Here is a 25,570-nt window from a genome sequence, read left to right on the forward strand (position 1 = left end):
TTTTACCAATCGAAAATACTGCTCCTTTTCCTGCCTAAGAACCCTAGTGCGTTGCCTTTGTAGGCAACTCTGAATAGGCTGTAGGAAAATTCATCCTATGATTGGACGAAAGCCTGCATTCCATGACAGACATCGCCCCCTTGATCAAACGCTCCCTGGTGGACCAGGCCCTTGAGCAATTGCGCTGGCGCATCAGCGAAGGCCGGTGGGCCATTGGCGAACGCCTGCCCACCGAGTCGGAGCTGGCCGCCGAGCTGGGCATCAGCCGCAACACCGTGCGCGAGGCCATGCGCGTGCTGGCGTTTTCCGGGTTGATTGAAATCCGCCAGGGCGACGGCAGTTACCTGCGCTCGATGACCGACCCGCTGGGGGCCATGCGCGCGTTATCCCACTGCACCCTGGAGCAGGCGCAGGAGACGCGGCAGATCCTTGAAGCCGAGGCGATCGGCCTGGCAGCGCTGCGCCGAACCGAGGAAGACTTGCAGGGTTTGCATGCGGCCCTGCAAAGAAGTGCCCAGCTGTACCACGGTGACCTGGAGGCCTATATCAGCGCCGACCTGGTGTTCCACAAACGCCTGGTGGACGCCGCGCACAACCCGGCATTGAGCGAGCTGTACCAATACTTTTCCGCCATCGTCGGCGCGCAGTTGCGCCAGACCCTGAACATTTCGCCGCGTCGCCAGGCGGTGTTCGACCTGCATATCGCCCTGCTCGAAGCGGTGGAACACCAGGACCCGGAACGCGCCAAATCCCTTTGCCGGCAGTTGATCAATGAACCCTGAAACCAAGCGTACGAGCGAGTTGGACGAACTGTTGATCGACGCCGAGGCCGACGACGAAGTGGTGCAAAGCAGCCACCCGGTGGTGAGTCGCCCCTGGCTGTTGCTGCTGGGCCTGATCCTGGTGGCCTTGAACCTGCGTCCGGCGCTGTCGAGCGTGGCGCCATTGCTGGCCGACGTCTCCAGCAGCCTGGGGTTGTCGGCGGCCAAGGCCGGTTTGCTCACCACCCTGCCGGTGTTGTGCCTCGGCCTGTTCGCACCCATGGCGCCGATCCTGGCCCGGCGGTTTGGCGCCGAGCGGGTGGTGTTGGGGATTTTGCTGACCCTGGCCGCCGGCATCATCCTGCGCAGCGCTTTTGGCGAAGTGGGATTGTTCGCCGGCAGCCTGATCGCCGGTGCGAGCATCGGCATCATCGGCGTCTTGCTGCCGGGCCTGATCAAGCGTGATTTCGCCAGGCAGGCCGGTGCCATGACCGGCGTCTACACCATGGCCCTGTGCCTGGGCGCGGCGTTGGCTGCCGGTGCCACGGTGCCGCTGAGTCATTACTTCGGTGACCGCTGGACCATCGGCCTGGGCTTCTGGATTCTGCCGGCGTTGGCGGCGGCGTTGTTCTGGTTACCGCAGGTCGGCCGCAAACACGCTACCCACCAGGTCGCCTATCGAGTGAAGGGCCTGCTGCGTGATCCGCTGGCCTGGCAGGTCACCTTGTACATGGGCCTGCAATCGTCCCTGTCGTACATCGTGTTTGGCTGGCTGCCGTCGATCCTGATCGGTCGTGGCCTGAGCGCCACCGAAGCCGGGTTGGCGTTGTCCGGCTCGATCGTCATGCAATTGTTCAGTTCCCTCGCCGCACCCTGGCTCGCCACCCGTGGCAAAGACCAGCGCCTGGCGATCGTAGTGGTGATGCTGCTGACCCTCGGCGGTTTGTTCGGTTGCCTGTATGCACCGTTGGACGGCCTGTGGGGCTGGGCGATCCTGCTCGGCCTGGGCCAGGGCGGTACGTTCAGCCTGGCGCTGACCCTGATCGTGCTGCGTTCGCGCGACTCCCATGTGGCGGCCAACCTGTCGAGCATGGCCCAGGGATTCGGTTATACCCTGGCGTCCATCGGCCCATTTGCGGTGGGCCTGGTGCACGACTGGACGGGCGGCTGGTCGGCCATCGGCTGGATTTTCGCGGTGATCGGCCTGGGCGCCATCGTTGCCGGGCTGGGGGCGGGGCGGGCGCTGTATGTGCAGGTCAGCAGCGAGAAAGTCTAGAGGTACAGCACTTCCAGGGTCGCCGAGCCGTCGAGCAAGGTGTCGCTGCTCAGGTCCAGGTTCTGCTTGGCATTGATCACCGCCTCGACCTTGACGGTGCTGGTTAACGCCTGGATCGCCGAGGGGCCGGTGGTACTCCCTTCGGTGTCGGTGAAACCCAGGTAGCTGTTGGCGCCGATGTCGATCGGGTTGAGGTTGGCGGTGCGCCAGGCCAGGCCGCCGGTGGTGGATTCGGTACCGTAGGCCGTCGCGAGACTGTCCGCCTGGGTCTGGCGAGGGTCGAAAGTCAGGGAATAGAGGCCGATACGGTTGCCGCTGTTGTCCAGTCCCAGCCCGTAGTAAATCTCGCTGTTGACCATGGCCGTGCCGTCGCGGTTGTCACGCATGCGCAGGGCAAAGCGGTTCGGCGCGTTGCAGCCGATACTGACTTGCAGGTGCTTGACCGGCAATCGAGTGCCTTTTTCGAGGTTGAGGTCTTGCTGGGAAATCTTGCCGTAGTCGATCAACCCGTTGCTCGACAGCAGTGGCGTGCAGGCGGTGGGTGTCAGCCGGCCTTTGACACTCAGGTCCACGCTGGAGGCGGCCAGTGTATGTGGGGCACCGGTCAGTAAAACCAGGGCGCAAACGGCAATGCGGTACGTGTTCATAAGGCGAACTCCAGAGGTCAGAGGTAGATGATTTCAAGGGTGCCCGAGCCGTTGATGTACACCACGTTGCGCAGGTCCAATGACTGGGTTGGCGCCAGGTAGGCCTTGATGCGCACTGTCCCGGCCAGTTGCTGGATCGGCACCGGCCCACGGGTGTTGCCGAGGCTGTCGGTAAACCCCATCAGGCTGTTGGCGGCGATGGGGATCTGCCGGGCACTGGAGCTGCTCCAGGCTGCGCCGCCACTGGTGGAATCGGTCCGATACAGGGTGCCGAGGGCGTCGGCGCTGAATTCGGCCGGGTCGATGTTCAGGTAGTAGCGCCCGATCTTGTTCTGGCTGGCGTCCAGGTCCAGGCCGTAGGCGGTTTCATCGATACCGCCGGTGGCCGAGCCGCTGCGGTTGTCATGCATCTTCAGGGCGAAGGGCGTGGCGGCATCGCAACTCACCGAGAGCTGCAAGGTGCGGGTGGGCAGTGGTGTTTCATTGGTAGCATTCAGGTCCTTGGCCAGCAGCGTGCCGTAGTCCACCAGTCCGCCATTGGACAACTGCGGCGTGCAGGCGGCAGGGGCGAAGTGGGCGCGCAGGGTGAGTTCCCGCGAGCGGCTGCCCTGGTGGGCGTCGAACGTCCCGGACACTTCCCAGGTGGTCGCCTCGCGCACTCGGGTTGCGGCGATGTCGGCCCAGGCGCTCAGGCTCACGTGCAAGGCGAAATGCTTGCCCTGCACCACGCTGGCGCCTTGCACCGGTGCTACGCCATGGCCGGGTCGCCAATTCAATGCCGTGCCGACGACGGCCGGTGCCTGGCCGGCTGCGGGCAGCAATCCCAACTCTACTGCCTGGCCATCCAGAACGCCGTCGCTGACCTGCAGGGCGTAGGTGCCGTGCTCGGTCAGTTGCAGGCGTTGGGCACTGGCTGCGAGGGCGCGGTAGAACACACTCATGTCCGCCGGTTGTGGGCAGTTGAGGTTCAGGCTCAAGCGGCGTTCACCGAGCAGGCGCTGTGGGGCACTGTCGTTTTGCGCAAGGCGTTTCATCAGGCCGAAATCGAGCAACGACTCGCTGATGTTCAACTGGCACTCGTCGTTGGCCAAGACGTCTGTGACGAGGCTGACGCTCATCAATGCAGCCGTCAGCCAGGGCGCGCGGAAAAGGGGCATGGCGATCTTCCTCATAGGGGGTGGCAGCGCGCAGGCGCGGTTTCGAAATACACCTGGGGATCACCCTTGGCCGGCAGCTCGAACTGCAACCGGCAGCGGGTCAAGCCTGGCGCGCTGACCCACAATCCGGATTGCTCCAGCACATTGGGCAGGAACACCTGGCCGCCGTCCTGCACCAGGGTCACGAACTCGCCGCCGGCGGTGCTCACGGCTGCACCACGGGGCAGCAGTGCGCCTTGTTCGGTGCGGGCGGTGAGCAACACTCGGCGGGTCAACGTCACCCCGAACTCGACCCGATCCACCGCGCCACGCCCGGCCGAGATCATTGCCAGGCCGTTGTTGATATCGGCATTGCGTGGCAGTGAGCGGGTCTGCACTTCCACCGGGCTGCGACCATAGGCGTTCACCTGGGGCACCACGGCCTGGCCTTGCCAGTCGGTCCATACCGGGCCGCTGGGGGTGCTCAGCTTGATGCCGCCCATATCGCCCACCGAGACCACGGCGAAGGTGTCGCGTACCGGATAGGGCGAAAAGGTGACGCCGTCGCCATGCACTACCACGCCACCCCGGGCGCTGCCTTGATAGCTCGACCGCTCGGCATCGGAGCGGCTGTAGCTGACATCGAGCTGGCTGTAGCGCGGCAGGGCCGATAGCCCGAGTGTGGTTTCCACCTGCTGGTCGCGGGTGTCGTGTTCGGCGCTGACGCGATAGCTCAATTGATCGTCGAGCTGTTCGTTCAGCCCCAGGCCCGTGCGATGTTCGCCGCCCGAGTTGCGCACCCAGGCGCGTACGCGACGACTCTCGCCCAGGGGCAGGCTGACATTCAGGTACACCGCGTTGTCCTGTTGCTGGCGTCCGCCCATTTGCCACTCGGCACTGGCCGACAACGACACGCCCCCGACGCTGGTGCCCCAGGACGCCAGGCCCCGGCTGCTGCTGTCGCCATCAAAATTGCTGGAGCGCGACACGCCCGCACTGAATGCTCCCAGCCACGGGTGCGACCAGCCCAGGGCGGCACTCTGCTGATCGCGATAGCGGGAGCGCCGCTGCTGGGTGGAGTCGGATTCGTAGGTGGATTCTTCCAGCTCCCGATAGCCTGGCGTACGCCAGGAGTTGGCCACACTGAACGACCATTGATCATTCAGGCGCTGAGACCATGACAGGTCGGTCTGCACGCCACGCACCTTGTCCCGTGCCTGGGTATCGGCGACCTGGGTGCCCAGTTGCACCTGACTGTCCAGCCATGGCAGCCAACCCAGGCTCAGCCCCACCGCACGGTATTCACTGGCCGCCAGCACACCGCTGCCCAGGGACAGTTGCGGGTGCACGGCGCCGGTCCAGCCCGCGCTGACCACCCACGGATCATCACCCTGGGCATCGCCGATATTGCGCACGCGGCCCGCCGCCACCGAGTACCCCGGCGCAGCCAGTCCCAGGCCGAGCATGGCGGCGGGAACGGTGAAACGGCGCTCGCCACCGCTGCTTTCCTTGACCGTGACTTCGACGTCCGAGCGTGAGTTCAGGCGTCGCACGTCGGTCAGGGAAAACGGCCCGGCCGGCACCACGGTGGAGTGAATCAACGCTCCGTTCTGCCGCACCTCGACCTGGGCCGGGCTGTTGGCGATACCCTCGATGGTCGCGCCCTGGCCTTGTTCTTGAAGGGCCTGTTCGGTCAGTACCTGCACCCCGGTGATCTGTGCACCGGACAATACCGGGTTGTAGAGATTGATCTGCCCGGCTTGCAGCACCGCCTGATGGCTGGCAAAGGTGCGTTGGGCATACGCCTCAAGATGAGTGCTGCGCGACAGGCCATCCTGCCAGGTCTGCACCTGGCGGCTGCGCACGATCCAGTCGCCCGCGTTGAAGCCCACCTCGGTGTTGGCGGAGCCGAAACGACTGTCGTCGTCCTCGAAGCGGTTATAGAAACCCGTGAGGTCGTAATTGAGCAGGGCGGCAACCCCCCCGGTCTGATAACCGGAGATGTCCTGTTGCAGTGGCCGCAGGGCTTCGGTGGGCACCACCAGCGACACGGTGAGGCTGGCCGGGTCGGGCTCCACCAGGCTTTGGGGGTACAGCGCGAGCAGGTCGTGGCAGGGACCGCTGTCGCCGGGCTGGATCAGGTTGGCGGCGTCCAGCAGTGCCTGATCGAAGCACAGTTGGCCCTGTTGATCGAAACCGACCTCCAGCCGCCCCCGGGGCAGGCCGTTGACCCGCAGGCTCACCGCGTGCCGGCCGGCGGCAAAGCGCGGTGCGTCCAGCAGCAGGCTGGCCAGCTGCGGGTCGATGCCGCGTTGGTGCAGGGTGGTCGCATCGAAGCCTGTGCGTTCTGCGCCCCAGGCTTCGGCGGGCAACAGGCTGCACGCCAGCAGCAGCGCGGGGAGGGCGCTGCGGTTAGGAATGTCGGGCAGGGCATCGCCGTCACGGTAGTTCAATACTGTTTTCACGAAAGGCACTCGAATAATGGCGTCTGTGCGCCCGGTGACGGTCTTCGAGCCGTCACTTCGTTATGCAGGCGCCGGGCGCCTGTCGTGTTGGTCAGGTGAGGGGGGCTTCGTAGGCGGCGACGGCAAAGCCATACACCGTGGCCGGCTGCAGCCGGACTTTACTGGCGGTGCCACCGGTGGCCGGTACGCTCAGGGTTTCCCCCGGCAACACGTAGGTGCGCGGCAACATGGCCTTGCCGTTGCCAGGCAGCAGGCGCAACTCCTGGGCCAGACGTACCACGTACGGACTGTCGTTGCGCACCTGCAGCGTGTTGCCGTGCTGCGACCAGGTCAGGCGGGTCCAGGGCGTGCGATTGAGGGCCAGGCCCTTGGGATGAATGATCACCGGCAGGTTCTGGCGCACGGTCACGCCCACCCGGGCATGCCCTGCTTCGGTGGCCGGGCGGCCCTGGGGCATGCCTTCGAAGATCGCGCGCTTGAGCCGCTGGGTCAGCAGCGGTTGTTGGCGTTGCAGGATGAACCGCACCAGTTGCGATTTGGACGCCTCCACCCGCGACAGGGGCGGGGTGACGACGAGCAACGGCTCGCGGTCTTCGGGAATGTCTTCCAGGGTGACGTGGAGCAGGGCCAGTTGGCTGTCGGTGTTGGTGACCGAAACGGCCGCTTCACCTTCGGCTTCGTAGACGATGACCACGGAGGTGTCCGGGATCATGCCGTCGGCCTGCGCTCCCGTGCCAAACAGCAGCGTCAGGGCAATGAGGCAGGTTGAGGTTTTGAGCAATGTCGTCGTCATGACGGGGTTTTCCATTGGGGCAGCATGAAAAGGTCAGAGATAGCGCAGGTCCAGCACGATGGAACCGTCCAGCGGCACCTCCTGGTTCAGGGTCAGGTACTGGCTGAAGTTGATGGAGGTGTCGATGCGCAGTTGGGCGCTCAACTGGCCGATGAAGTCGGGCTGGCGATCACCGGGTGGGGCGAAGCCCACATAGGATTTGGGATAGGCATTCGGTTCCGGCGACCAGGTTTCACCGTTGTCACTGGAGGCCAGCACCTGCATGGACTGCGCATCGCCGATGGGGTTGCGGTAGGACAAGGCCACGGATCCCAGGCGCTCGGCCGGCACATGAATGTTCCTGCCCAGGCCATAGAAAAAACCGGGGGCCAGTGACGACTCGGCGCGGTTGTCGAGCCCCACCAGGGCAAACAGCATCGGCCTGCTGCATTGCACATTCAGTTGCAGCAACTGGCTGGGCAACACCGTGAATTCGTTGGCGTTCAAGGTGTGCGAGGGGATTTTTCCGTGGTCGACCGTGCCTTGGTCTGACAGCGTGACGTGACAGGCATCCGGCGTAAGCCGCCCGGTCACCGTGAGGTCGACGAAGGCGGCGGCGAACACCGCAGGAGTCGTCGTCAGCAAGAGCAATACAGCCAGGCGTTGAGTGAGCGTGTTCATGGGGAGCGCCACGGGTCGAGTTGAATACGGGCGGTACAGAAACAGCGCCCATGCCCGTGATGGATTGCCAGGCATGGGCGCCCAGGGCGTTACAGGTACTTCACTTCCAGGGTGGCCGAGCCGTCGAGGGTGACCTCGTTGCTCAGGTCCAGGCTGTCGGTGCGGGCGATGACGGTTTGAACCACCAACTCCAGGGACAAGTCCTTGACCGGCACCGGTTGACTGTCGTCCGCCATGCTGGCCACCGACATGTACAGGCCCGGGTCCCAGAATTTTTCGCTGTACCAGTTGTCCTGGCCGTTGAGTGACGCAATCGGCTGCACTGCAACACCGTCGGCGATCGGGTTGGTGAGCATCAAATCAAACGAGCCGAGCTTCTGGTTGCCGTTGATCAGGCCCAGGCCGTAGTAGGCGATGGACGACCCGGCCCGGTTGTCGACCGAGTGCAGCGCAAAGGTGATCGCGCTGTCGCAGCTGACGACCATGGTCAAGGTGTGGTTCCCAATAACCGTATTGCTGTTTGTGTTCAGGTCCTTGGCGGAAATCTTGCCGTGATCGATCACGCCACCGCTGGACAGCACGGGGGTGCAGGCGCTCGGTACGATCAGGCCCTTGACGGTCAGGTCGACGGTGGACGCGGCGTAAGCGGTGGTAGAACCGAGCAGTATCAGGCCGGTGGCGAATGCGTTAAACAGGGGCTTCATGGGCGGCGAGTTCCTTTCAATTGAGTCTGGGGGGCGTCACAGGTAGTTGACTTGGACCGTGGCGTGCCCGTCTACGGGGACTTCGTCGGTCAGGGTCAGGCTGCTGGCGGGGGCGATGTGGGTGTACAGGCGGATTTGCGCATCGAAGTCTTGCACGGCAATGGGGACCAGTCGGTTGCCTACCGCGATTGCCGTCAGCATGGTGTGGGTGAGCATGCTGGTGGGTACCCATGTAACGCCGCCATCGACTGAGGTAATGGTGCGTACGGCAACGCCGTCCGCCACCGGGGCATACAGGTGGAAGGCGGCGCCGCCGAGTTTTTCCCCGTCCGACGTCATGCCCAGGCCATGCCAGTTGGCGTGGTTGGCCGAGGAGCCGGCGCGGTTGTCGACGGTGGTCAGGGTGAAGAACGTCGGCGCCTCACAGCGCACGCTCAACTGCAGGCTTTGGTGGGGCAGCGAGGTGTACTGATCGGCCTCCAGATCCTTGGCCGCCATTTTTCCGAAGTCGATCGTGCCACCGCCGCCGATCAGCGGCGCACAGGCGCTGGGGGTGATGGTGCCTTTGACGGCGAGGTCGGTAGTGCTGGCGGCCAGTGTCAGTGGCGAGGCGGCGAGTAACAACGCCGTCAATGGGATCGCGTGGGCAAAATGCATGGTTAGAACCTTCCGTGTGGACGGGGTTGAGTTACAGGTACACCACTTCCAGCGTTGCGGAGCCGTCGATGGGCGTCTCGTTACTGAAATCAAACTGGTCTGCGCGGTTGATCTGGGTACCAACCTCCAGGCCCATCACCAGGTTCTTGATCGGCAGCAGCGTGGTGGCGTCGTCCATGGCGCCTGCGCCCCACAGAGTCTGCAGTTCCCAGGCCCACTCGTCATACCAGGTGCGGCCGCCGTCGCTGGAGGCAATGGGTTGGACTGCGACGCCGTCGGCGACCATGTTTTTTGGTGTCAGGTAAAACCTGCCCAATTTCTTGTTGCCATTGACAAAGCCCAGGCCGAAATTAGTGCTGCTGATTGAGGAGCCGCTGCGGTTATCGATGGGCTTGATGGCGAAGGGAATGGTTGCATCGCAATCAATGCTCAACTGCAACGTCACTCGGGGCAATGTCGTCGGGTTGTTCTGGACCAGGTCCTTAGAGGCTATCTTCCCGTGGTCGACAACACCGCCGGCCGAGACCGTCGGAGTGCAGGCATTCGGGGTGATCAGGCCTTTGACGGTCAGGTCAACGTTGCTGGCAGCAAAGGCGGGTGCAGCACTGGCGAGTAAAAGGGCGATGCTCGACAGGGTCAGGGACTTGCTCATTTCAATACGTTCCACTACAGGGCTGGCTGATAGAAGCGCGCGCAGCATCGTCCGGCCTTTGCGGGAAGGCGGCGAGCAAGGCGGCGGGTTGTATTTGGCTGGGGTCGCAGAAGGCCGCGAGCCCGTTCCGTCTTTGCGGAGTGGCGGCAATTTAGCCGCGCGGTGCTGCGGGGGAAATACAACTATTACGACAATCGACGGGGCCAGAATTCAGGCGTAAGCGCGTGAGAATTTATATTCATATTTTGTAGGAAAGTTGGATTTTTCGTAGTTGTTGTATCGCCACTTTTATATCCGGAAGGATATTCATGGTCGCTTGTAGACAGTCATGTGAGTGCCTTGGGTTTTGATGAGCTCATGGGCTGACCCATTACTGTAAGCGCAATGAGGTGACCATGGTGACAAGGGTATTTTCCAAGCAAGTACCTGTCCTGAAGTTGGCACCCTCACCCTTGCCACCGTTGGTGGAGGCGCCGGCTCGTCGTCCAGGCGCGATCGCATGGCCGACGCGGGCCAGCCTGATCGAAATTTTCGGCAGTGATGAGATGGTGAACCGGGCGGTGGCCAGCCTGATTGAGGAAGCACGGGAGGACGATGCCTGGCTGGACCTGGCGCAGGCCCGCGCCGATGCGCCCTTGCTGGTGGAGCGATTGCACCGTTTGGTGGGCAGTCTGGCCTTCGTCGGCGGAGTCGACCTGGGGCATTGCGGCGAACAGTTGATTGCGCGGGTCCAGGCCGATGGTGTGGTGGCGAATACGCCGCGGTTGCAGGCCTTCCAGCGCAACTTGCGGGTATACATTGCTTATCTGAGCCGGTTATGAGTCTTCGGGACTCAAAGGTTTGTAGGAAGTTATTACTTTTAGTTGGAAGTTTTGGATGTAGGTAATTTCTTTTTATTTTGTAGGCGTAAAGTTGCCATCTATCAAACGCTGGACGCAATCCGGAGCCGGCTGCGTAGAGTGGTTGTTGAAACAAGAGGACACAGGTATTTTGCGCTAATTCCAAGTTGCCATCATTCGTGGGTATTTATGTTGCGTGTAATTATTGCCGACGATCATCCCATTGTGCGCATCGGGCAACGGGTGGTGATTGAGGCGGGCGGTAGATGCACAGTGGTCGGTGAGGCCGACGGTCCCGATGAATTGCTCAAGTTGCTGGGCAGCGTGGCGTGTGACGTGCTGGTGACTGACTTCGCCATGCCCGGCGGCCAGCAGGCCGACGGCTACGGACTGCTGGGGCTGTTGCGGCGCCAGTACCCGACATTGCCGGTGATTCTGGTCACCATGTTTGCCAATGTGGCGACGCTGCGTGCGTCCTTTGCCCACGGGGCACGGGCGATTGTCGCCAAGAGTGCCTCGGCCCGGGAGCTGCCTACCGCCATCGGTACCGTGATCAAGGGCGAGACATTTGTCAGTGAATGCCTGCGCGCGCAGTTGGTGGAGGCGGGCACCGGCGATCAGCTGCAACAGCCGCAGCTATCCAGCAAGGAGCGCGAAGTGGTCAGGATGCTGGCCAGCGGCATGACCGTCAGCCAGATTGCGGCCCGGGTCAATCGCAGTATTTCCACGATCAGCAAGCAGAAAAGCACGGCCATGAGTCGGCTGTGCATCTCCACCGATGTGGACCTGTTTGCCTACGCACGCAGCTGCGGCATGGTGCCGTAGCGCCGGGTGGGGCATTCCCGGTGTAAATGGCGATAGAGTTTTACCGGCGCCCGGACTATCTTGGACGGCTTACAACCCCTGGTCTGGAACCTGCCCATGAGCGACGCACACAACGCCCTGATCACCGAGTTTTACAGCGCTTTCCAGCGGCTGGATGCCGAGGCCATGGCGGCCTGCTACACCGAGGATGTGCTGTTCAGCGACCCGGCCTTCGGTGAGTTGCGCGGGCGTGACGCCGGCGATATGTGGCGCATGCTCACCACCCGGGCCAAGGATTTCTCCCTGACGTTCGACCATGTGCGCAGCGATGAAACCACCGGCAGCGCGCATTGGGTCGCGACCTACCTGTTCAGCGCCACCGGTAACACGGTGGTCAACGATATCGGCGCGCGGTTTGTGTTTCGCGATGGCAAGATCTGCGAACACCACGACCACTTCGATTTGTGGCGCTGGTCGCGCCAGGCCCTGGGCCTCAAGGGCCTGTTGCTGGGCTGGTCGCCGGCCCTGAAAAACGCCGTGCGTGCCCAGGCGCTCAAAGGCCTCAGGGCATTCCAGGCCGGTCGTTGATAAGCTTGGCGCTCTTCTGGTTTGCCGAATCGACCCGTGACTGATCCTTCTGAACCCAAACCCTGGTTTGTGTACCTGGTACGCGCCGCCAATGGCGCGTTGTATTGCGGCATCAGCAATGACCCGGTGCGCCGTTTTGCCGCTCATCAGAGCGGCAAGGGCGCACGGTTTTTCCTGTCCAGCCCGGCGGTCGCGCTGGTGTACACGGAGCAATGCGCGAGCAAAGGCGAGGCGTTGCGCCAGGAGCGCTTGATCAAGAAGTTGAAGAAAAGCGCCAAGGAGTGCCTGGCCGCAAGTGGCTCATTGATTTGACTGATGGGTTCCCATCGTCCCCGCCTGGGGTTTTGCAGGCTAAGCTAGCCGCTCACCTATCGAGCGGAGCCTGGCATGTCTGAGTTGATTCTCCACCATTACCCGCAGTCCCCTTTTGCTGAAAAAGCCCGCCTGATGCTGGGCTTCAAGGGCTTGTCCTGGCATTCCGTGCGCATCTCGCCGGTGATGCCCAAGCCTGACCTCACCGCCTTGACCGGCGGCTATCGCAAGACGCCGGTGCTGCAAGTCGGTGCCGACATCTACTGTGACACCGCCTTGATCGCCCGACGCCTGGAGCAGGAAAAATCCGCCCCGGCGCTGTTTCCCCAAGGACTGGAGCTGGTCACCCAAGGCTTCGCCGCCTGGGCCGACTCGGTAGTGTTTTCCCATGCCGTGGCGCTGGTGTTCCAGCCTGAATCCCTGGCCGTCAAATTTGCCAACGTACCGCCACAGATGCTCCAGGTGCTGGTGGCCGACCGCAGCAAATTGTTCAGCGGTGGCACCGCCGCCCGCGTGCAACTGGACCAGGCCAAGCACCAATGGCCGGCGATCATCCATCGTATCGATCAGCAATTGCAGCACCCGACGGGGGACTTCCTGTTCGGTGAGCCGTCGATTGCCGACTTTGCCCTGGCCCATCCGCTGTGGTTCCTCAAGGGCTCGTCGGTGACTGCACCGTTGGTGGATGCGTATCCCGCTGTGGCGGCGTGGCTGGACCGGGTGCTGAGCTTTGGCCATGGCACTGCCAGTGAGATCAGCGCCGAGCAAGCGCTGGAAGTGGCGCGTAACGCTACGCCCACTGCGCTGTCCGATGAGGTTTTCGAGGACTTGAACGGCTTCAAACCCGGCCAGCAGGTGACCATCTCGGCCACTGACTACGGCACCGACCCCGTGGCCGGTGAACTGCTGTTTGCCGGGCGCGAAGAGCTGATCCTGCGCCGTACCGATGAACGCGCCGGCACCGTGCATGTGCATTTCCCACGCTTGGGTTTTTGCATTCAGGCGCAATAAATAAAAATATTTGCAAATAAAGGTGAGGTAAACCGTCAGCCCATCCGTGTAGTGCTTGAAACTGCGATCTATTCGCATTAACAGCGTTTTCTACACGGGTTCTCACAGCATGAAGTCGACGGCGGGCGGTTGGGTTAAACAGTGGCTGGGAGCCTCGGTATTGGCGGTGTCGGGTCTGGCATTGCTGCCCCTCGGCGTGGCGCAGGCGCAGGAGCAGCAAAGCGCCCAGTTCACCTTTGCCCTGGCTGCCAAACCGTTGCCCCAGGCCTTGAGCGATTTCAGCCGGGTTACCGGGATCAGCGTGATCTACACCGATGAAGCGCCCTATGGCCTCAGTGCCCCGGCGGTCAGCGGGCAAATGAGTGCGACCCAGGCCCTGCAACGTCTGCTGGGCAACTCCGGCTTTACCTTCCGCCAGATCGACGCCCGCACCCTGGCCCTGGAACCGGTGCCCACCGATGGCGCGCTGAACCTCGGCGCCACCACCATCAGCGGGGTCGGCCAAACCGAGGACAGCACCAGCTACCAGCCCCCGCCCACCAGCTCGGTGATGCGTTCCCGCGCGTTGCTGCTGGAAACCCCGCAGACCGTCAACGTGGTCCCCGCCCAAGTGCTGCGCGACCAGACCCCGCGCAACCTGGATGACGCCCTGGCCAATATCAGCGGCATCACCCAGGCCAACACCCTGGCCAGCACCCAGGACGCGGTGATGCTGCGCGGCTTCGGCGATAACCGTAACGGCTCGATCATGCGCGATGGCATGCCGGTGGTGCAGGGCCGGGCGTTGAATTCAACCGCAGAACGGGTCGAAGTGCTCAAGGGCCCGTCGTCGCTGCTGTATGGCATCCAGGACCCGGGCGGCGTGGTCAACATCGTCAGCAAAAAACCGCAACTGACCCAGGCTACGTCCCTGACCGTGCGCGGCTCCACCTTCGGCGATGGCAAGAACGGCAGCGGCGGCAACCTCGACACCACCGGCCCCATCGGCGATTCGGGCCTGGCCTATCGCCTGATCGTCGACCATGAGGACGAAGACTACTGGCGCAATTTCGGCACCCACCGCGAGTCGCTGGTGGCGCCGTCCCTGGCCTGGTACGGCGATACCACCAAGTTGTTGTTTGCCTACGAACACCGCGAATTTCTCTCGCCGTTCGACCGCGGCACCGCCATCGACAAGTCCAACCACCCGCTGGACATCCCGGCCACTCGCCGTCTGGACGAGCCGTTCAACAACATGGAAGGCCGTTCCGACCTGTACCGCTTTGAAGCCGACCACGATTTGAACGACGACTGGAAAGCCCATTTCGGCTACAGCTGGAACCGTGAAACCTACGACGCCAGCCAGGTGCGTGTCAGCGCGGTGAACACCAACGGCACACTGACCCGCAAGATGGACGGTACCAAGGGCGCGATCACCACTGACCGTTTCGCCACAGCCAGCCTGGAAGGCAAGGTCAATGTGCTGGGCATGCAGCATGACCTGGTGTTCGGCCTGGACGACGAGTACCGCAAGATCTACCGCGCCGACCTGATTCGCCAGAACTCGCGCGGCACCTTCAACTACAACAACCCGGTGTACGGCAACGAAGTCGCGGGCACTACCGTCAGCGCCGCCGACAGCGCCCAGACCGACCTGTTGCGCAGCGATTCGCTGTTCTTCCAGGACGCGATTCACCTGACTGACCAGTGGATCTTCGTGGCCGGTGCGCGCTATCAGATGTATGACCAGTACGCCGGCAAAGGCGTGCCGTTCAAGGCCAACACCGACGGCAACGGCCAGGCCTGGGTGCCGCGTGCCGGCCTGGTGTACCGCTACACCGATGAGTTGTCGTTCTACGGCAGCTACACCGAGTCGTTCAAGCCCAACTCCACCATCGCCGCCTTGGCCGATGGCAGCACGTTGACCGGCGACCTCACGCCGGAGGAATCCAAGTCGTGGGAACTGGGCGCCAAGCTCGACATCCCGGGGCGCATCACCGCCAGTGCGGCGTTGTTCAATATCGACAAGCGCAATGTGCTGGTGTCAGTGGGCTCCGGTGCCAACACCATCTACAGCATCGCGGGGCAGGTACGCTCCCGTGGCCTGGAACTGGACGCCAGCGGCCAGTTGACCGACCAGTGGAGCCTGATCGGCAGCTACGCCTATACCGACGCCGAAGACATCAAGGACAACGACCCGACGCTGGAAGGCAACCGCCTGCAAAACGTGGCCAAGCACACCGGCTCGCTGTCGGTGGCCTACGACTTCGGCAACATTTTCGGCGGCGATCAGTTGCGTGTGGGCACCGGTGCGCGGTATGTCGGCGAGCGCGCAGGCGACGCCGCCAACGACTTCACCCTGCCGGGCTACACCGTGGCGGATGCCTTCGCCACCTACGACACCAAGATCGACGGGCAGAAGGTCAAGTTCCAGGTCAACGTGAAAAACCTGTTCGACCGCGTTTACTACACCTCTGCGGCCAGCCGACTGTTTGTGTCCATGGGCGATGCGCGGCAGGTATCGGTGTCCAGCACCCTGGAGTTCTAAAACCTGGCGGGCTCCCTATGGCAAGTGTGCTCCTTGTGGTGGGCAGGCTTCCTCTGGTGAGCGGGCCTCCTGTGGTGAGCGGGCTTCCTCTGGTGAGTGGGCTTCCTGTGGTGAGCGGGCTTGCCCCGCGTTGGGCTGCGAAGCAGCCCCAAAACAGACTCCATGGTGCTCCTGAAAGAACGCGACGGCATCAGTAAGGGCGGCTTCGCCACCCAACGCGGGGCAAGCCCGCTCGCCACAAAGGTACGGAGCTGTTAGCGTTGCGGCCACCAATGGCTTTGCGGAACACGTTACTGATGCACTTTGGACGATGGCTACACCTGTTGTGCCTGAGCGTTTTACTGGGCGGCTGTGCGAGTGTTTCGCAGCCATCCACGCCTTCAACCCTGGATCAGCTGTTGGCCGATCCAGTCCTCAACGGCGCCACGGTTTCCGTCATGGTGCGCGACGCCCGCAGTGGCAGCACCCTCTATCAGCACAACCCGCGCACGCGCCTGATCCCGGCCTCCAACCTCAAGTTGCTGACCACCGCTGCGGCGATGGATGTGCTGGGGCCGCAATACCGCTTCTCCACCCAACTGTTGAGCAACGGCACCCAGCAAGGTGGGCGCCTGGCCGGCAACCTGTACCTACGCGGTCTCGGCGACCCGACCACGCAGTTCGCCGACTACCAGGCACTGGCCGCCCAACTGGCGAGCCAGGGCGTGCGCCAGGTGCAAGGCGACCTGGTGTTCGACGACACGTGGTTCGACGCCGAGCGTTTGGGCGTGGACTGGGCCCAGGACGACGAGAGCACTTACTACGGCGCACAGATTTCGGCGCTGACGGTGTCGCCCAACACGGATTTTGATGCAGGCACCTTACTCGTCACGGCAAAGGCTCCCGTCGCCCTCGGCCAGCCAGTGAACGTGGTGGTGAGCCCGTCAACCGACTACGTGCAACTGAGTAACCGCGCCATCAGCGGCCCCGGCAACAGCTACGCCATTACCCGCCAGCACGGCACCAACCTGCTGCAACTCAGCGGCGCGCTGGCGCCGGGCAAGCAAAGTCGGCAGTGGGTGAGTGTGTGGGAACCGACGCAACTGGTGGCCAATCTGTTTGAGCAGGCCTTGGCGCAGCAGGGCATCCAGGTGCTGGGCCGGCGCGTGATCGGTGGCGCCAGCCCCGCGGCGGCGGCGACGGTGTTGGCGGAGCATCAATCGGCGCCGTTGCAGGACTTGATCACACCGCTGCTCAAGCTCTCGAACAACAACATGTCCGAAGCCCTGCTCAAGGCCATGGGCCGCAAAACCGCCAATGCGGGCACTGCGGCAGCGGGCGTGGCGGCGGTGGCGGCGTTCATGCAGCGCCAGGGCCTGGACCCGGCGACACTCAACCAGGTGGATGGCTCAGGCTTGTCGCGACGCAACTTGGTGTCGGCGCAGAACCTGACCGACCTGCTGCTGGCTAGCGCCAAACAACCCTGGTTCGACGCCTGGTACAACGCCTTGCCGATTGCCGGCAATGCCGACCGTATGACCGGCGGCAGCCTGCGCTATCGCCTGCGCGGGACGGCTGCGGAAAACAACCTGCACGCCAAGACCGGCTCCATGGCCGGCGTGTCATCGTTGAGCGGCTATATCACCGACGCCGAGGGACGACGCCTGGTATTTTCGATGATCAGCAACAACTACCTCAGCGACGCAGCCCCTGTCCGCGCCCTCGAGAACCGCGTGGCGCTGGCCCTGGCCCAGTGGCACGACTAGTTCAGGGCTGGTAGCCCATTCGCCAGCTCACGGCCCGGGTCGCCGCCAGCAGGCGCTGCGCCGCCGGGCCATCTTCGTCGGCGTGGAACAGCGAGGTGGGGCCGACCACGGTCATCACCGCCGCCACTTGCCCGACCGCGTTGAACACCGGTGCCGACAGCGCATCCACCCCCGGCATCAGCAGGCCATGCACAAAGTGCAGGCCGCGTCGGCGGATCTGTTCACAGGCCGTGGCGTAGGCCTGGTCGTCGGCGAGGGCATGGGCGGTGCCGGCCTGGATTTCACGCTCACGCAATTCGACGGTTTCCCGCGACGGCAGGAAGGCACTGAACACCAGCCCGGTGGATGAACTGAGCAGCGGCAGCACCGACCCCAATTGCGTCACCACCGTCACGGCGCGCACGGCCGGTTCGATCTGCACCACCGTCGCGCCCTGGTTGCCCCATACCGCCAGGAAGCAGGTTTCATTCAACTCGTCGCGCAGCTCCGCCAGGGGCATCGCGCCGACTTTCAGCACGTCCATGCTGCCCAGCGCGGCCAGGCCCACGCGCAACGCCTCGCGTCCCAGGCCGTAATGGTTGGTGGCGGCGTTCTGTTCGGCAAAGCCCGAGGCGATCAGCGCCTGTAAATAACGGTGCACCTTGCTCGCCGGCATCTGCACGTGGTCGGCCAGCCGCGACAACGACGTGGAGGGCGACAGTTCGGCCAGGGCCTTGAGGATGTCGGTGCCCACTTCGGCCGAGCGGACTTTCTGTTTACCGGTGTCGCGGGGCTTTTCCATGGAGGGGCGAGAATCCGAGAGATGAATGGGCGTCTTTATAGCTTGACGGTCGATAGTGATCAAATTACGTTATGCGTAACTGGATTACGATAAAAACAACTTCCGCCTTGAGGATGATCCATGAACCTCGAATACCTGTCGGGCTTCGGCAATGAATTCGCCAGCGAAGCCCTGCCCGGCGCCTTGCCGGTCGGGCAGAACTCCCCGCAAAAAGCCCCCTACGGGCTGTATACCGAGCTGTTTTCCGGCACCGCCTTCACCATGGTACGCAGCGAAGCCCGCCGCACCTGGCTGTACCGCATCCAGCCATCGGCCAATCACCCCGCGTTTATCAAGCTGGAGCGGCAGCTGGCCGGCGGCTCGTTGGGGGCGGTGACGCCCAATCGCCTGCGCTGGAACCCGTTGGATATTCCGAGTGAGCCGACAGACTTTGTCGACGGCCTGGTCGGCATGGTGGCCAACGCCGGGTCGGAAAAACCCTCGGGCATCAGCATCTATAACTACTGCGCTAATCGCTCCATGGACCGTGTGTTCTTCAATGCCGACGGCGAACTGTTGATCGTGCCCGAGCAGGGCCGCCTGCGCATCGCCACCGAACTGGGGGTGCTGGACGTCGAGCCGCTGGACATTGTGGTGTTGCCCCGTGGCCTCAAATTTCGCGTCGAGCTGCTGGATGCACAGGCGCGCGGTTACGTCGCCGAAAACCATGGCGCGCCCCTGCGCCTGCCGGACCTGGGGCCTATCGGCAGCAACGGCCTGGCCAATCCGCGTGACTTCCTCACCCCGGTGGCCCACTACGAAGACCTCAGGCAACCGACCACGCTGGTGCAGAAATTCCTCGGTGAACTGTGGGCGTGCGAGCTGGACCATTCACCGCTGAACGTGGTGGCCTGGCACGGCAACAACGTGCCGTACAAATACGACCTGCGCCGCTTCAACACCCTTGGCACCGTGAGTTTCGATCATCCCGATCCGTCGATCTTCACCGTATTGACCTCGCCCACCAGCGTGCACGGCCTGGCCAACCTCGACTTCGTGATCTTCCCGCCGCGCTGGATGGTGGCCGAGAACACCTTCCGTCCGCCGTGGTTCCACCGCAACCTGATGAACGAATACATGGGCCTGATCCAGGGCGCCTACGATGCCAAGGCCGAAGGCTTCCTGCCCGGCGGCGCGTCGCTGCACAGCTGCATGAGCGCCCACGGCCCGGACGGCGAGACCTGCACCAAGGCCATCAACGTGGACCTGGCGCCGCACAAGATCGATAACACCATGGCCTTCATGTTCGAGACCAGCCAAGTGCTGCGTCCCACCCAGTTCGCCCTGGAGTGCCCGCAACTGCAACCTTCCTATGACGCGTGCTGGGCCTCGTTGCCCGTCACCTTCAACCCGAACCGGAGATAACCCATGACGCAGCCAACCCCTACCCGCAGTTGGGTAGCCTCCGCCAATGGTCACCGCGATTTCCCCCTGCAAAACCTGCCGCTGGGCGTGTTCAGCATCAACGGCTCTGCCCCGCGCAGTGGCGTGGCGATTGGCGATTCCATCCTCGATCTGCATGCCGCTTTGGATGAGTTTGAAGGCGAAGCCCGCCGTGCCGTTGAAGCCACTGCCGGCGGTCAGTTGAACGCCTTCTTCGAATTGGGCCGTGGTCCGCGTGTGGCCTTGCGCGAGCGCCTGCTGGAACTGTTGGCGGAGGGCAGCAAACTGCAGAGCCGTGAAGCGCAGGTGCTGCACCGCGCCGCCGATTGCCAGATGCACGTGCCGGCGAAGATCAACGACTACACCGACTTCTACGTCGGCATCGAGCACGCGCAGAACGTCGGTAAACTGTTCCGCCCGGATAACCCGCTGCTGCCGAACTACAAGTATGTGCCGATCGGTTATCACGGCCGCGCCTCGACCATTCGCCCCTCGGGTGCCGACGTCCTTCGCCCCAAAGGCCAGACCTTGCCGGCTGGCCAGACCGAACCAACCTTCGGCCCCTGCGCACGCCTGGACTATGAGCTGGAGTTGGGCATCTGGATTGGCCAGGGCAACGCCATCGGCGACTCGATTGCCATCGGCGATGCAGCCGAGCATATCGCCGGTTTCTGCCTGCTCAATGACTGGTCGGCGCGGGATATCCAGGCCTGGGAATACCAGCCGCTGGGCCCGTTCCTGTCGAAGAGCTTCATCACCAGCATTTCACCTTGGGTGGTCACGGCCGAAGCTCTGGAACCGTTTCGCAAAGCCCAGCCGGCGCGGCCCGAAGGCGATCCGCAGCCACTGCCGTACCTGCTGGATAAGCGCGATCAGGCGGCCGGCGCGCTCGATATTGAGCTGGAAGTACTGATCACCACCGCTTCGATGCGCGAACAGAACCTGCCGGCTCATCGCCTCGCCCTGAGCAATAGCCTGCATATGTACTGGACCGTCGCGCAATTGGTGGCGCACCACAGCGTCAACGGTTGCCAATTGCAGGCCGGCGACCTGTTTGGTTCGGGCACCTTGTCCGGCCCTGAAGCCGGGCAGTTCGGCAGCCTGCTGGAGATGACCGAAGGCGGCAAGAAGGTCATCGAACTGCCTTCCGGCGAAGTGCGCAGGTTCCTCGAGGACGGCGACGAAATCATCCTGCGCGCCCGTTGCAGTCGTGAAGGCTTCGCCTCCATCGGCTTCGGCGAATGCCGTGGCACTGTGGTCGCGGCGCGCTAAGAGGGCATGGCGATGGAACTCTATACCTACTACCGCTCAACGTCGTCGTACCGGGTTCGCATCGCCCTGGCGCTCAAGGGCCTGGATTTCACCGCCGTGCCGGTCAACCTGCTGGTGCCGGCGGGCGGCGCTAATCGCCAGCCGGAGTACCTGGCCATCAACCCCCAGGGCCGGGTGCCGGCCTTGCGTACCGATGACGGTGAACTGTTGATTCAGTCGCCGGCGATCATCGAGTACCTCGAAGAACGTTATCCACAGGCGCCGCTGCTTTCCAAGGACATGGCCACCCGTGCCCATGAACGCGCGGTGGCGTCGATCATCGGCTGCGATATTCACCCGCTGCACAACTCCAGCACCCAGAACCTGTTGCGTCAGTGGGGACATGACGAGGCGCAGGTGCTGGAGTGGATCGGGCATTGGATCAGCCAGGGGCTGGGGGCGGTGGAACAGTTGATTGGCGATAAGGGCTATTGCTTCGGCGAGCAGCCGGGGATGGCCGATGCCTTCCTGATTCCCCAGCTGTATGCGGCGGAGCGCTTCAAGGTGCCGCTGGGGGCGTATCCGCGCATCGGCAGGGTGGCGGCGTTGGCGGCGCAGCATCCGGCATTTATCCAGGCCCACCCTGCCAATCAACCCGACACTCCTGAGTGATCGTGCCCGCGCAGAGCGTGAGCACAATAATAAAAACAGGTACCTTGCGATGCACAATCAGATTGCCAGCTTTCGCGCGGCACTCGATGCCCGTCCGGTGTCGCGCTACCAGTGGTTGATTCTCCTGTTGCTGGCCTTGTTGCTGGTAACCGATGGCTACGATGCCCAGGTGCTGGGTTATGTGGTACCGGCGCTGGCGTCGGATTGGGGGCTGGAAAAGGCCGCGTTCGGACCGGTGTTCAGTGCCAACCTGCTGGGGCTGACCTTGGGCTCGTTGCTGGTGACACCCCTGGCCGACCGCTTTGGCGTTCGCCGCATCCTGCTGGGCTGCGTGCTGATCTACGCCAGCCTCACGGTCTTGATGGTCTTCGCCAGCTCGCTGCCAACGCTGATGGCGGCGCGCTTTATCTGCGGTATCGGCATGGGCGGCGCGATGCCCAGTGCCATGGCGTTGATGTCGGACTATTCCCCGCCACGTTTGCGCACCTTGATGGTGACGTTGGCGGCGTGCGGCTTCTCGTTCGGCGGTGCAGCCGGTGGGTTTGTGGCCGCAGGATTTATCGACGGCTTTGGCTGGCAGGCGGTGTTTCTTGCCGGCGGCGTGACGCCGTTGCTGCTGTTCCCTTTCCTGGTGTGGCTGCTGCCGGAATCCCTGCCGCGCCTGCTGCGCGATGCGCCGCCGTATGCACGCTTGCATAAGGTCACCGCGCGCATGTTGCCTGGGTGGCGTGCGCCACTGGCTAGCGAGGAAGAAAACCGCCGCGAGCAGGGCAGCCCATTGACGGTGGTGGAGCTGTTTCGCCATGGCTATGCACGCCCGACCGTGCTGATCTGGGCGACCTTCTTTGTCAGCCTGATCCTGTTGTATTTCATGATCAGCTGGTTGCCGTCGCTGCTGCTGGAAAGTGGCCTGGCGTTGAGTGAAGCCAACCTGGTGACCTCTATGTTCCTGTTCGCCGGCACCTTGGGTGCCATCGGCATGGCCTGGTTTGCCGACCGATTGAAGCGCAAGGTGCGGCTGTTGTCCGGCGTGCTGGCCGCGGCTGCGGTGTGTACCGTGCTGCTGGGGCTGAACCACGACAATCCGCGCTATCTGGTGGCCTGTGTGTTTGCCGCCGGGTTTTGCATCATCGGCGGGCAACTGACCCTTAATGCTTTCGCCAGCAATTTTTATCCGGCGCATGTACGCGCCACCGGTACGGGTTGGGCATTGGGTGTGGGGCGCTTCGGCTCGATCCTGGGCCCGTTGCTGGGCAGCATGCTGCTGGCGATGCATATTCCGGTGCAGCAGATTTTCTTCTTCTGCGCGATTCCGGCGGTGATCGCGGCGTTGTTGATCATTCAAGTGCGCTCGCCCGCGACTGACGCGCCGGAGAGCCCTTTGCACGACGATATCCTCAAGGTGCCGGCCAATCACTGAAGATGTTGCATCTACATTGAGCAGGATCACTGTGGTGAGCGGGCTTGCCACAGGGAAATAGGCGCTTGAGAGCAGTGGGTTCAATGCACCACGGAGTTGGGCGGCAAGTGCCCCAGGCGTTCAGTCAGGCGCAGGCGTTGGATCGGGTCTTCGCTGAGCATCAACGCGTGTTCCAGGTCGAAGCGCTCGGCGTTGGGGCAATCCAGGCGTTGATACAGGCTGGCCCGTGCGAGGTAATCGGCAGCGCTGGCATTGCCCAGTTCCAGCACGCGTTCGGCGTCGATCAGCGCGGCCAGGGGGTTGTCATTGGCCAGGTGCAACTGGCGCAGGTTGCGGGACAACCGTTGCAGGATCGAACGGGGTTCGGCGGTGTGCAGGTGATCGGCTTGCAACTTGAGGTTGGGACCATACTGGCGTTGCAGCAGCTCGCGGCAGTCGTTGGGGTACAGGCGTCGCCCGCCGCAAGGGTCCAGTAAGTGATCGGCACCGGGCACCCGCAACAGGAAGTGGCCGGGGAAGTTGACGCCGACCATGGGAATGCCCAGGCGTCGCGCCAGCTCCATGGCAATCAACCCCAAGGCCAAGGGCTGCCCGCGTTTGCGCTGCAATACCTTGTCCAGCAGGGCGGCGGCGGGGCGCAGCGGGGTGAAGTCATCCTGGGCGAAGCCGAGGTCATTCATACCTCGCAGCAAGGGTTGGCCCAATTCATCCGCCGGCAGCAGGGGCATGCCCAGGCTGACCTGTTGCTCGAGCAATTTCAGGTCCTGCATGATCAACGCCGGTTGCACCGCCGGGTCATGCTCGGCGGCGATCCACAACGCGGCTTCAAACAGCGCGGGGGGCGAACGTTCCAGGCAGGCGAAAAAAGCGTGACGGGGATTCATTGCATTCTCCGGCGAATGCCCCCGTTTTAGCCTTGCTGGGAATTTTCGTCCAGTGGCTTAAGAAATATCCTATCCGCTTATGTCGCAAGACCTACAAAACCGGACGGCTTATTCCAGCGCACTTCGGCAGTTTTCTGCCGCAAGCCTATACTTGGCGACACAAGAAGTGATTCGGGAGCTCGACGATGTTTGCTCTCATGCACAGCACCCGCCTTGAATCGCTGCACCTGAGCATCGACCCGGTGACGGGGTTGAAGGCGGTCATAGCCATCCATAACAGCCGCCTGGGCCCTGCCCTGGGTGGTTGTCGCTACCTTGCCTACCCCGACGATGAAAGCGCCGTGGCGGACGCCGCGCGCCTGGCCCAAGGCATGAGCTACAAGGCCGCCCTGGCCGGGTTGCCGGTTGGGGGCGGGACGGCGGTGATCCTGCGCCCCGCCCATGTGGAAAACCGTGCGGCGCTGTTTGAAGCCTTCGGTCGTTGCATCGAGCAACTCGACGGTCGCTACATCACCGCCACCGACAGCGGCACCTCGGTCGCCGACATGGACTGCATCGCCCAACACACTCGCTTCGTTACCAGCACCACCGCCGCCGGCGACCCCTCGCCCCATGCCGCCATGGGCGTGTTCGCCGGTATCCGCACCACCGCCATGGCCCGCCTGGGCAGCGACAACCTCGAAGGCTTGCGCGTGGCCATCCAGGGCCTGGGCAACGTGGGCTTCGCCCTGGCCGAACAACTGCACGCCGCCGGCGCCGAACTGCTGGTCAGCGACATCGACCACGGCAAGGTGCAACTGGCCATGGAGCAACTCGGCGCGCACCCCATCGCCAACGACGCCTTGCTCAGCACTCCGTGCGACATCCTCGCACCCTGCGGCCTGGGCGCCGTGTTCAACCGCCAGAGCGTCGGCCAGCTACGCTGCGCCGCCGTCGCCGGTTCCGCCAGTGCGCAACTGACCAACCTGCAAGTGGCCGACCAACTCGAAGGCCGCGGCATCCTCTACGCCCCGGACTATGTGATCAACTCCGGCGGCCTGATCTACGTCGCCCTCAAGCACAGCGGTGCCGAACTGCCGACCATCACCGCGCACCTGTCCAACATCGGCACGCGCCTGACGGAAATATTCGCCCACGCCCAGGCCGAAAAACGCTCCCCGGCACGGGTCGCGGACGAACTGGCCGAGCGCTTGCTCTACAAATAGGCATTAAAAAGGCCCTGAATCATCGACTCAGGGCCTGTTCAATTCGGGCTTTATTCCGCCGGTGCGTTCAGCAACTCGGACAATGCATCCGGTTGGCTCTTGAACGCCTTGGCAAACACATCGCGATTCTTCGCCATGTAGATCCCGGCTTCCTCCACCTGCTGCTCGCTCAGGGACGGCACGGCTTTTTGCAACACTTCTGCGAGCAACTCAGCGAGTTCAAGCATCTTGTCATGACGGTCAGCTTCGGCTTTATCCATGAACAAACGCTCCAGATCTCGGCTGCTGCGGTATACCACTTCGACGGCCATTCACCACCTCACATGCCTTCACGATAGTTGTCTTTTGCGACTACTGT

Annotated in this window: 25 protein-coding genes; 14 read left to right on the forward strand and 11 right to left on the reverse strand. The window is 63.2% G+C overall.

The genetic code is table 11. The annotated features are described in order from the left end of the window. The first annotated feature begins 122 nt into the window (after positions 1-122). Both BB029_RS06490 and BB029_RS06495 read left to right on the forward strand, forming a co-directional pair. On the forward strand, positions 123-782 hold the full coding sequence (locus BB029_RS06490) for a FadR/GntR family transcriptional regulator (protein ID WP_065938958.1): 660 nt from the start codon (positions 123-125) through the stop codon (positions 780-782). Then, complete coding sequence (locus BB029_RS06495; RefSeq protein WP_065938600.1) at positions 772-2,037, forward strand: CynX/NimT family MFS transporter; 1,266 nt, start codon at positions 772-774, stop codon at positions 2,035-2,037. Before BB029_RS06490 ends, BB029_RS06495 begins: the two co-directional genes overlap by 11 nt. Here BB029_RS06495 and BB029_RS06500 read toward each other — a convergent pair. From BB029_RS06500 to BB029_RS06535, 8 genes are all read right to left on the reverse strand, one after another. After that, positions 2,034-2,684 carry a DUF1120 domain-containing protein gene (locus BB029_RS06500; RefSeq protein WP_065938601.1) on the reverse strand — a complete coding sequence of 217 codons (651 nt, stop codon included), beginning with the start codon at positions 2,682-2,684 and terminating at the stop codon, positions 2,034-2,036. The two genes, BB029_RS06495 and BB029_RS06500, sit on opposite strands and share 4 nt — an antisense overlap. Positions 2,685-2,701: 17 nt before the next feature. After that, entirely contained in the window at positions 2,702-3,802 is a 1,101-nt protein-coding gene (locus tag BB029_RS06505) for a DUF1120 domain-containing protein (protein WP_065938959.1), read from the reverse strand. A 50-nt stretch (positions 3,803-3,852) separates the two neighbouring features. Beyond that, positions 3,853-6,285, reverse strand: a complete 2,433-nt coding sequence (locus BB029_RS06510; protein ID WP_256558132.1) for a fimbria/pilus outer membrane usher protein — start codon at positions 6,283-6,285, stop codon at positions 3,853-3,855. A gap of 91 nt (positions 6,286-6,376) precedes the next feature. Continuing rightward, a complete protein-coding gene (locus BB029_RS06515) occupies positions 6,377-7,078 on the reverse strand; it encodes a fimbria/pilus chaperone family protein (protein ID WP_065938603.1) in 702 nt (233 codons plus the stop codon). A gap of 33 nt (positions 7,079-7,111) precedes the next feature. Continuing rightward, positions 7,112-7,738: a DUF1120 domain-containing protein gene (locus BB029_RS06520; protein ID WP_065938604.1), complete on the reverse strand. Its 627-nt coding sequence runs from the start codon at positions 7,736-7,738 to the stop codon at positions 7,112-7,114. Positions 7,739-7,827: 89 nt separating this feature from the next. After that, positions 7,828-8,442: a DUF1120 domain-containing protein gene (locus BB029_RS06525; protein WP_065938605.1), complete on the reverse strand. Its 615-nt coding sequence runs from the start codon at positions 8,440-8,442 to the stop codon at positions 7,828-7,830. A 36-nt stretch (positions 8,443-8,478) separates the two neighbouring features. Next, positions 8,479-9,099 carry a DUF1120 domain-containing protein gene (locus BB029_RS06530; protein WP_065938606.1) on the reverse strand — a complete coding sequence of 207 codons (621 nt, stop codon included), beginning with the start codon at positions 9,097-9,099 and terminating at the stop codon, positions 8,479-8,481. A gap of 31 nt (positions 9,100-9,130) precedes the next feature. Continuing rightward, positions 9,131-9,751 carry a DUF1120 domain-containing protein gene (locus tag BB029_RS06535; RefSeq protein ID WP_065938607.1) on the reverse strand — a complete coding sequence of 207 codons (621 nt, stop codon included), beginning with the start codon at positions 9,749-9,751 and terminating at the stop codon, positions 9,131-9,133. A gap of 395 nt (positions 9,752-10,146) precedes the next feature. On the opposite strand from BB029_RS06535, the gene BB029_RS06540 reads away from it, so the two are divergent. From BB029_RS06540 to dacB, 7 genes are all read left to right on the forward strand, one after another. After that, complete coding sequence (locus BB029_RS06540; RefSeq protein ID WP_065938608.1) at positions 10,147-10,572, forward strand: hypothetical protein; 426 nt, start codon at positions 10,147-10,149, stop codon at positions 10,570-10,572. Positions 10,573-10,779: 207 nt separating this feature from the next. Further along, on the forward strand, positions 10,780-11,415 hold the full coding sequence (locus tag BB029_RS06545; protein WP_065938609.1) for a response regulator transcription factor: 636 nt from the start codon (positions 10,780-10,782) through the stop codon (positions 11,413-11,415). Between the two features lie 96 nt (positions 11,416-11,511). Further along, entirely contained in the window at positions 11,512-11,982 is a 471-nt protein-coding gene (locus BB029_RS06550; RefSeq protein WP_065938610.1) for a nuclear transport factor 2 family protein, read from the forward strand. A gap of 36 nt (positions 11,983-12,018) precedes the next feature. After that, complete coding sequence (locus tag BB029_RS06555) at positions 12,019-12,294, forward strand: GIY-YIG nuclease family protein (RefSeq protein ID WP_027604699.1); 276 nt, start codon at positions 12,019-12,021, stop codon at positions 12,292-12,294. A 75-nt stretch (positions 12,295-12,369) separates the two neighbouring features. Continuing rightward, the gene (locus BB029_RS06560; RefSeq protein WP_065938611.1) at positions 12,370-13,305 is read left to right on the forward strand and encodes a glutathione S-transferase family protein; all 936 of its coding nucleotides are present in this window, start codon (positions 12,370-12,372) and stop codon (positions 13,303-13,305) included. A 109-nt stretch (positions 13,306-13,414) separates the two neighbouring features. Continuing rightward, a complete protein-coding gene (locus tag BB029_RS06565) occupies positions 13,415-15,832 on the forward strand; it encodes a TonB-dependent receptor (RefSeq protein ID WP_065938612.1) in 2,418 nt (805 codons plus the stop codon). A 296-nt stretch (positions 15,833-16,128) separates the two neighbouring features. After that, positions 16,129-17,577, forward strand: a complete 1,449-nt coding sequence (gene dacB, locus BB029_RS06570) for a D-alanyl-D-alanine carboxypeptidase/D-alanyl-D-alanine-endopeptidase (RefSeq protein ID WP_065938960.1) — start codon at positions 16,129-16,131, stop codon at positions 17,575-17,577. 1 nt (position 17,578) lies between these two features. On the opposite strand, the gene BB029_RS06575 is transcribed toward dacB, so the two are convergent. After that, positions 17,579-18,358: an IclR family transcriptional regulator gene (locus tag BB029_RS06575; protein ID WP_065938613.1), complete on the reverse strand. Its 780-nt coding sequence runs from the start codon at positions 18,356-18,358 to the stop codon at positions 17,579-17,581. Between the two features lie 120 nt (positions 18,359-18,478). Between BB029_RS06575 and hmgA the strand changes: the two genes are divergently transcribed. From hmgA to BB029_RS06595, 4 genes are read left to right on the forward strand one after another with little or no spacing between them, the layout of a single operon-like run. After that, positions 18,479-19,762, forward strand: a complete 1,284-nt coding sequence (gene hmgA, locus BB029_RS06580) for a homogentisate 1,2-dioxygenase (protein ID WP_065938614.1) — start codon at positions 18,479-18,481, stop codon at positions 19,760-19,762. A 3-nt stretch (positions 19,763-19,765) separates the two neighbouring features. Next, the gene (gene fahA, locus BB029_RS06585) at positions 19,766-21,052 is read left to right on the forward strand and encodes a fumarylacetoacetase (RefSeq protein WP_065938615.1); all 1,287 of its coding nucleotides are present in this window, start codon (positions 19,766-19,768) and stop codon (positions 21,050-21,052) included. 12 nt (positions 21,053-21,064) lie between these two features. After that, the gene (gene maiA, locus BB029_RS06590; RefSeq protein WP_065938616.1) at positions 21,065-21,703 is read left to right on the forward strand and encodes a maleylacetoacetate isomerase; all 639 of its coding nucleotides are present in this window, start codon (positions 21,065-21,067) and stop codon (positions 21,701-21,703) included. Between the two features lie 49 nt (positions 21,704-21,752). Continuing rightward, entirely contained in the window at positions 21,753-23,123 is a 1,371-nt protein-coding gene (locus BB029_RS06595; RefSeq protein WP_065938617.1) for an aromatic acid/H+ symport family MFS transporter, read from the forward strand. Between the two features lie 80 nt (positions 23,124-23,203). Here the strand turns inward: BB029_RS06595 and BB029_RS06600 are convergent, their stop codons facing one another. Further along, positions 23,204-24,007: a SirB1 family protein gene (locus tag BB029_RS06600; protein WP_065938618.1), complete on the reverse strand. Its 804-nt coding sequence runs from the start codon at positions 24,005-24,007 to the stop codon at positions 23,204-23,206. A 185-nt stretch (positions 24,008-24,192) separates the two neighbouring features. On the opposite strand from BB029_RS06600, the gene BB029_RS06605 reads away from it, so the two are divergent. Further along, the gene (locus BB029_RS06605) at positions 24,193-25,212 is read left to right on the forward strand and encodes a Glu/Leu/Phe/Val dehydrogenase dimerization domain-containing protein (RefSeq protein WP_027604689.1); all 1,020 of its coding nucleotides are present in this window, start codon (positions 24,193-24,195) and stop codon (positions 25,210-25,212) included. A 50-nt stretch (positions 25,213-25,262) separates the two neighbouring features. On the opposite strand, the gene BB029_RS06610 is transcribed toward BB029_RS06605, so the two are convergent. Further along, positions 25,263-25,523 (reverse strand): YebG family protein, encoded by a 261-nt coding sequence (locus tag BB029_RS06610; protein WP_012722374.1) that lies wholly within the window; start codon positions 25,521-25,523, stop codon positions 25,263-25,265. Positions 25,524-25,570: the final 47 nt, after the last annotated feature.

This window comes from Pseudomonas sp. S3E12, from assembly GCF_001702295.1.
Taxonomy (GTDB): domain Bacteria; phylum Pseudomonadota; class Gammaproteobacteria; order Pseudomonadales; family Pseudomonadaceae; genus Aquipseudomonas; species Aquipseudomonas marginalis.

What these genes read in the sequence shown, in the direction of transcription:
- BB029_RS06545 (WP_065938609.1), top strand. Translation starts at nt 10,780, where the DNA reads ATGTTGCGTGTAATTATTGCCGACGATCATCCCATTGTGCGCATCGGG.
- BB029_RS06495 (WP_065938600.1), top strand. Translation starts at nt 772, where the DNA reads ATGAACCCTGAAACCAAGCGTACGAGCGAGTTGGACGAACTGTTGATC.
- BB029_RS06575 (WP_065938613.1), bottom strand. Translation starts at nt 18,358, where the DNA reads ATGGAAAAGCCCCGCGACACCGGTAAACAGAAAGTCCGCTCGGCCGAA.
- hmgA (WP_065938614.1), top strand. Translation starts at nt 18,479, where the DNA reads ATGAACCTCGAATACCTGTCGGGCTTCGGCAATGAATTCGCCAGCGAA.
- BB029_RS06550 (WP_065938610.1), top strand. Translation starts at nt 11,512, where the DNA reads ATGAGCGACGCACACAACGCCCTGATCACCGAGTTTTACAGCGCTTTC.
- BB029_RS06520 (WP_065938604.1), bottom strand. Translation starts at nt 7,738, where the DNA reads ATGAACACGCTCACTCAACGCCTGGCTGTATTGCTCTTGCTGACGACG.
- BB029_RS06505 (WP_065938959.1), bottom strand. Translation starts at nt 3,802, where the DNA reads ATGAGCGTCAGCCTCGTCACAGACGTCTTGGCCAACGACGAGTGCCAG.
- fahA (WP_065938615.1), top strand. Translation starts at nt 19,766, where the DNA reads ATGACGCAGCCAACCCCTACCCGCAGTTGGGTAGCCTCCGCCAATGGT.
- BB029_RS06500 (WP_065938601.1), bottom strand. Translation starts at nt 2,684, where the DNA reads ATGAACACGTACCGCATTGCCGTTTGCGCCCTGGTTTTACTGACCGGT.
- BB029_RS06595 (WP_065938617.1), top strand. Translation starts at nt 21,753, where the DNA reads ATGCACAATCAGATTGCCAGCTTTCGCGCGGCACTCGATGCCCGTCCG.
- BB029_RS06565 (WP_065938612.1), top strand. Translation starts at nt 13,415, where the DNA reads ATGAAGTCGACGGCGGGCGGTTGGGTTAAACAGTGGCTGGGAGCCTCG.
- BB029_RS06560 (WP_065938611.1), top strand. Translation starts at nt 12,370, where the DNA reads ATGTCTGAGTTGATTCTCCACCATTACCCGCAGTCCCCTTTTGCTGAA.
- BB029_RS06530 (WP_065938606.1), bottom strand. Translation starts at nt 9,099, where the DNA reads ATGCATTTTGCCCACGCGATCCCATTGACGGCGTTGTTACTCGCCGCC.
- BB029_RS06540 (WP_065938608.1), top strand. Translation starts at nt 10,147, where the DNA reads ATGGTGACAAGGGTATTTTCCAAGCAAGTACCTGTCCTGAAGTTGGCA.
- BB029_RS06525 (WP_065938605.1), bottom strand. Translation starts at nt 8,442, where the DNA reads ATGAAGCCCCTGTTTAACGCATTCGCCACCGGCCTGATACTGCTCGGT.
- BB029_RS06535 (WP_065938607.1), bottom strand. Translation starts at nt 9,751, where the DNA reads ATGAGCAAGTCCCTGACCCTGTCGAGCATCGCCCTTTTACTCGCCAGT.
- maiA (WP_065938616.1), top strand. Translation starts at nt 21,065, where the DNA reads ATGGAACTCTATACCTACTACCGCTCAACGTCGTCGTACCGGGTTCGC.
- BB029_RS06605 (WP_027604689.1), top strand. Translation starts at nt 24,193, where the DNA reads ATGTTTGCTCTCATGCACAGCACCCGCCTTGAATCGCTGCACCTGAGC.
- BB029_RS06515 (WP_065938603.1), bottom strand. Translation starts at nt 7,078, where the DNA reads ATGACGACGACATTGCTCAAAACCTCAACCTGCCTCATTGCCCTGACG.
- BB029_RS06600 (WP_065938618.1), bottom strand. Translation starts at nt 24,007, where the DNA reads ATGAATCCCCGTCACGCTTTTTTCGCCTGCCTGGAACGTTCGCCCCCC.
- BB029_RS06490 (WP_065938958.1), top strand. Translation starts at nt 123, where the DNA reads ATGACAGACATCGCCCCCTTGATCAAACGCTCCCTGGTGGACCAGGCC.
- BB029_RS06610 (WP_012722374.1), bottom strand. Translation starts at nt 25,523, where the DNA reads ATGGCCGTCGAAGTGGTATACCGCAGCAGCCGAGATCTGGAGCGTTTG.
- dacB (WP_065938960.1), top strand. Translation starts at nt 16,129, where the DNA reads ATGCACTTTGGACGATGGCTACACCTGTTGTGCCTGAGCGTTTTACTG.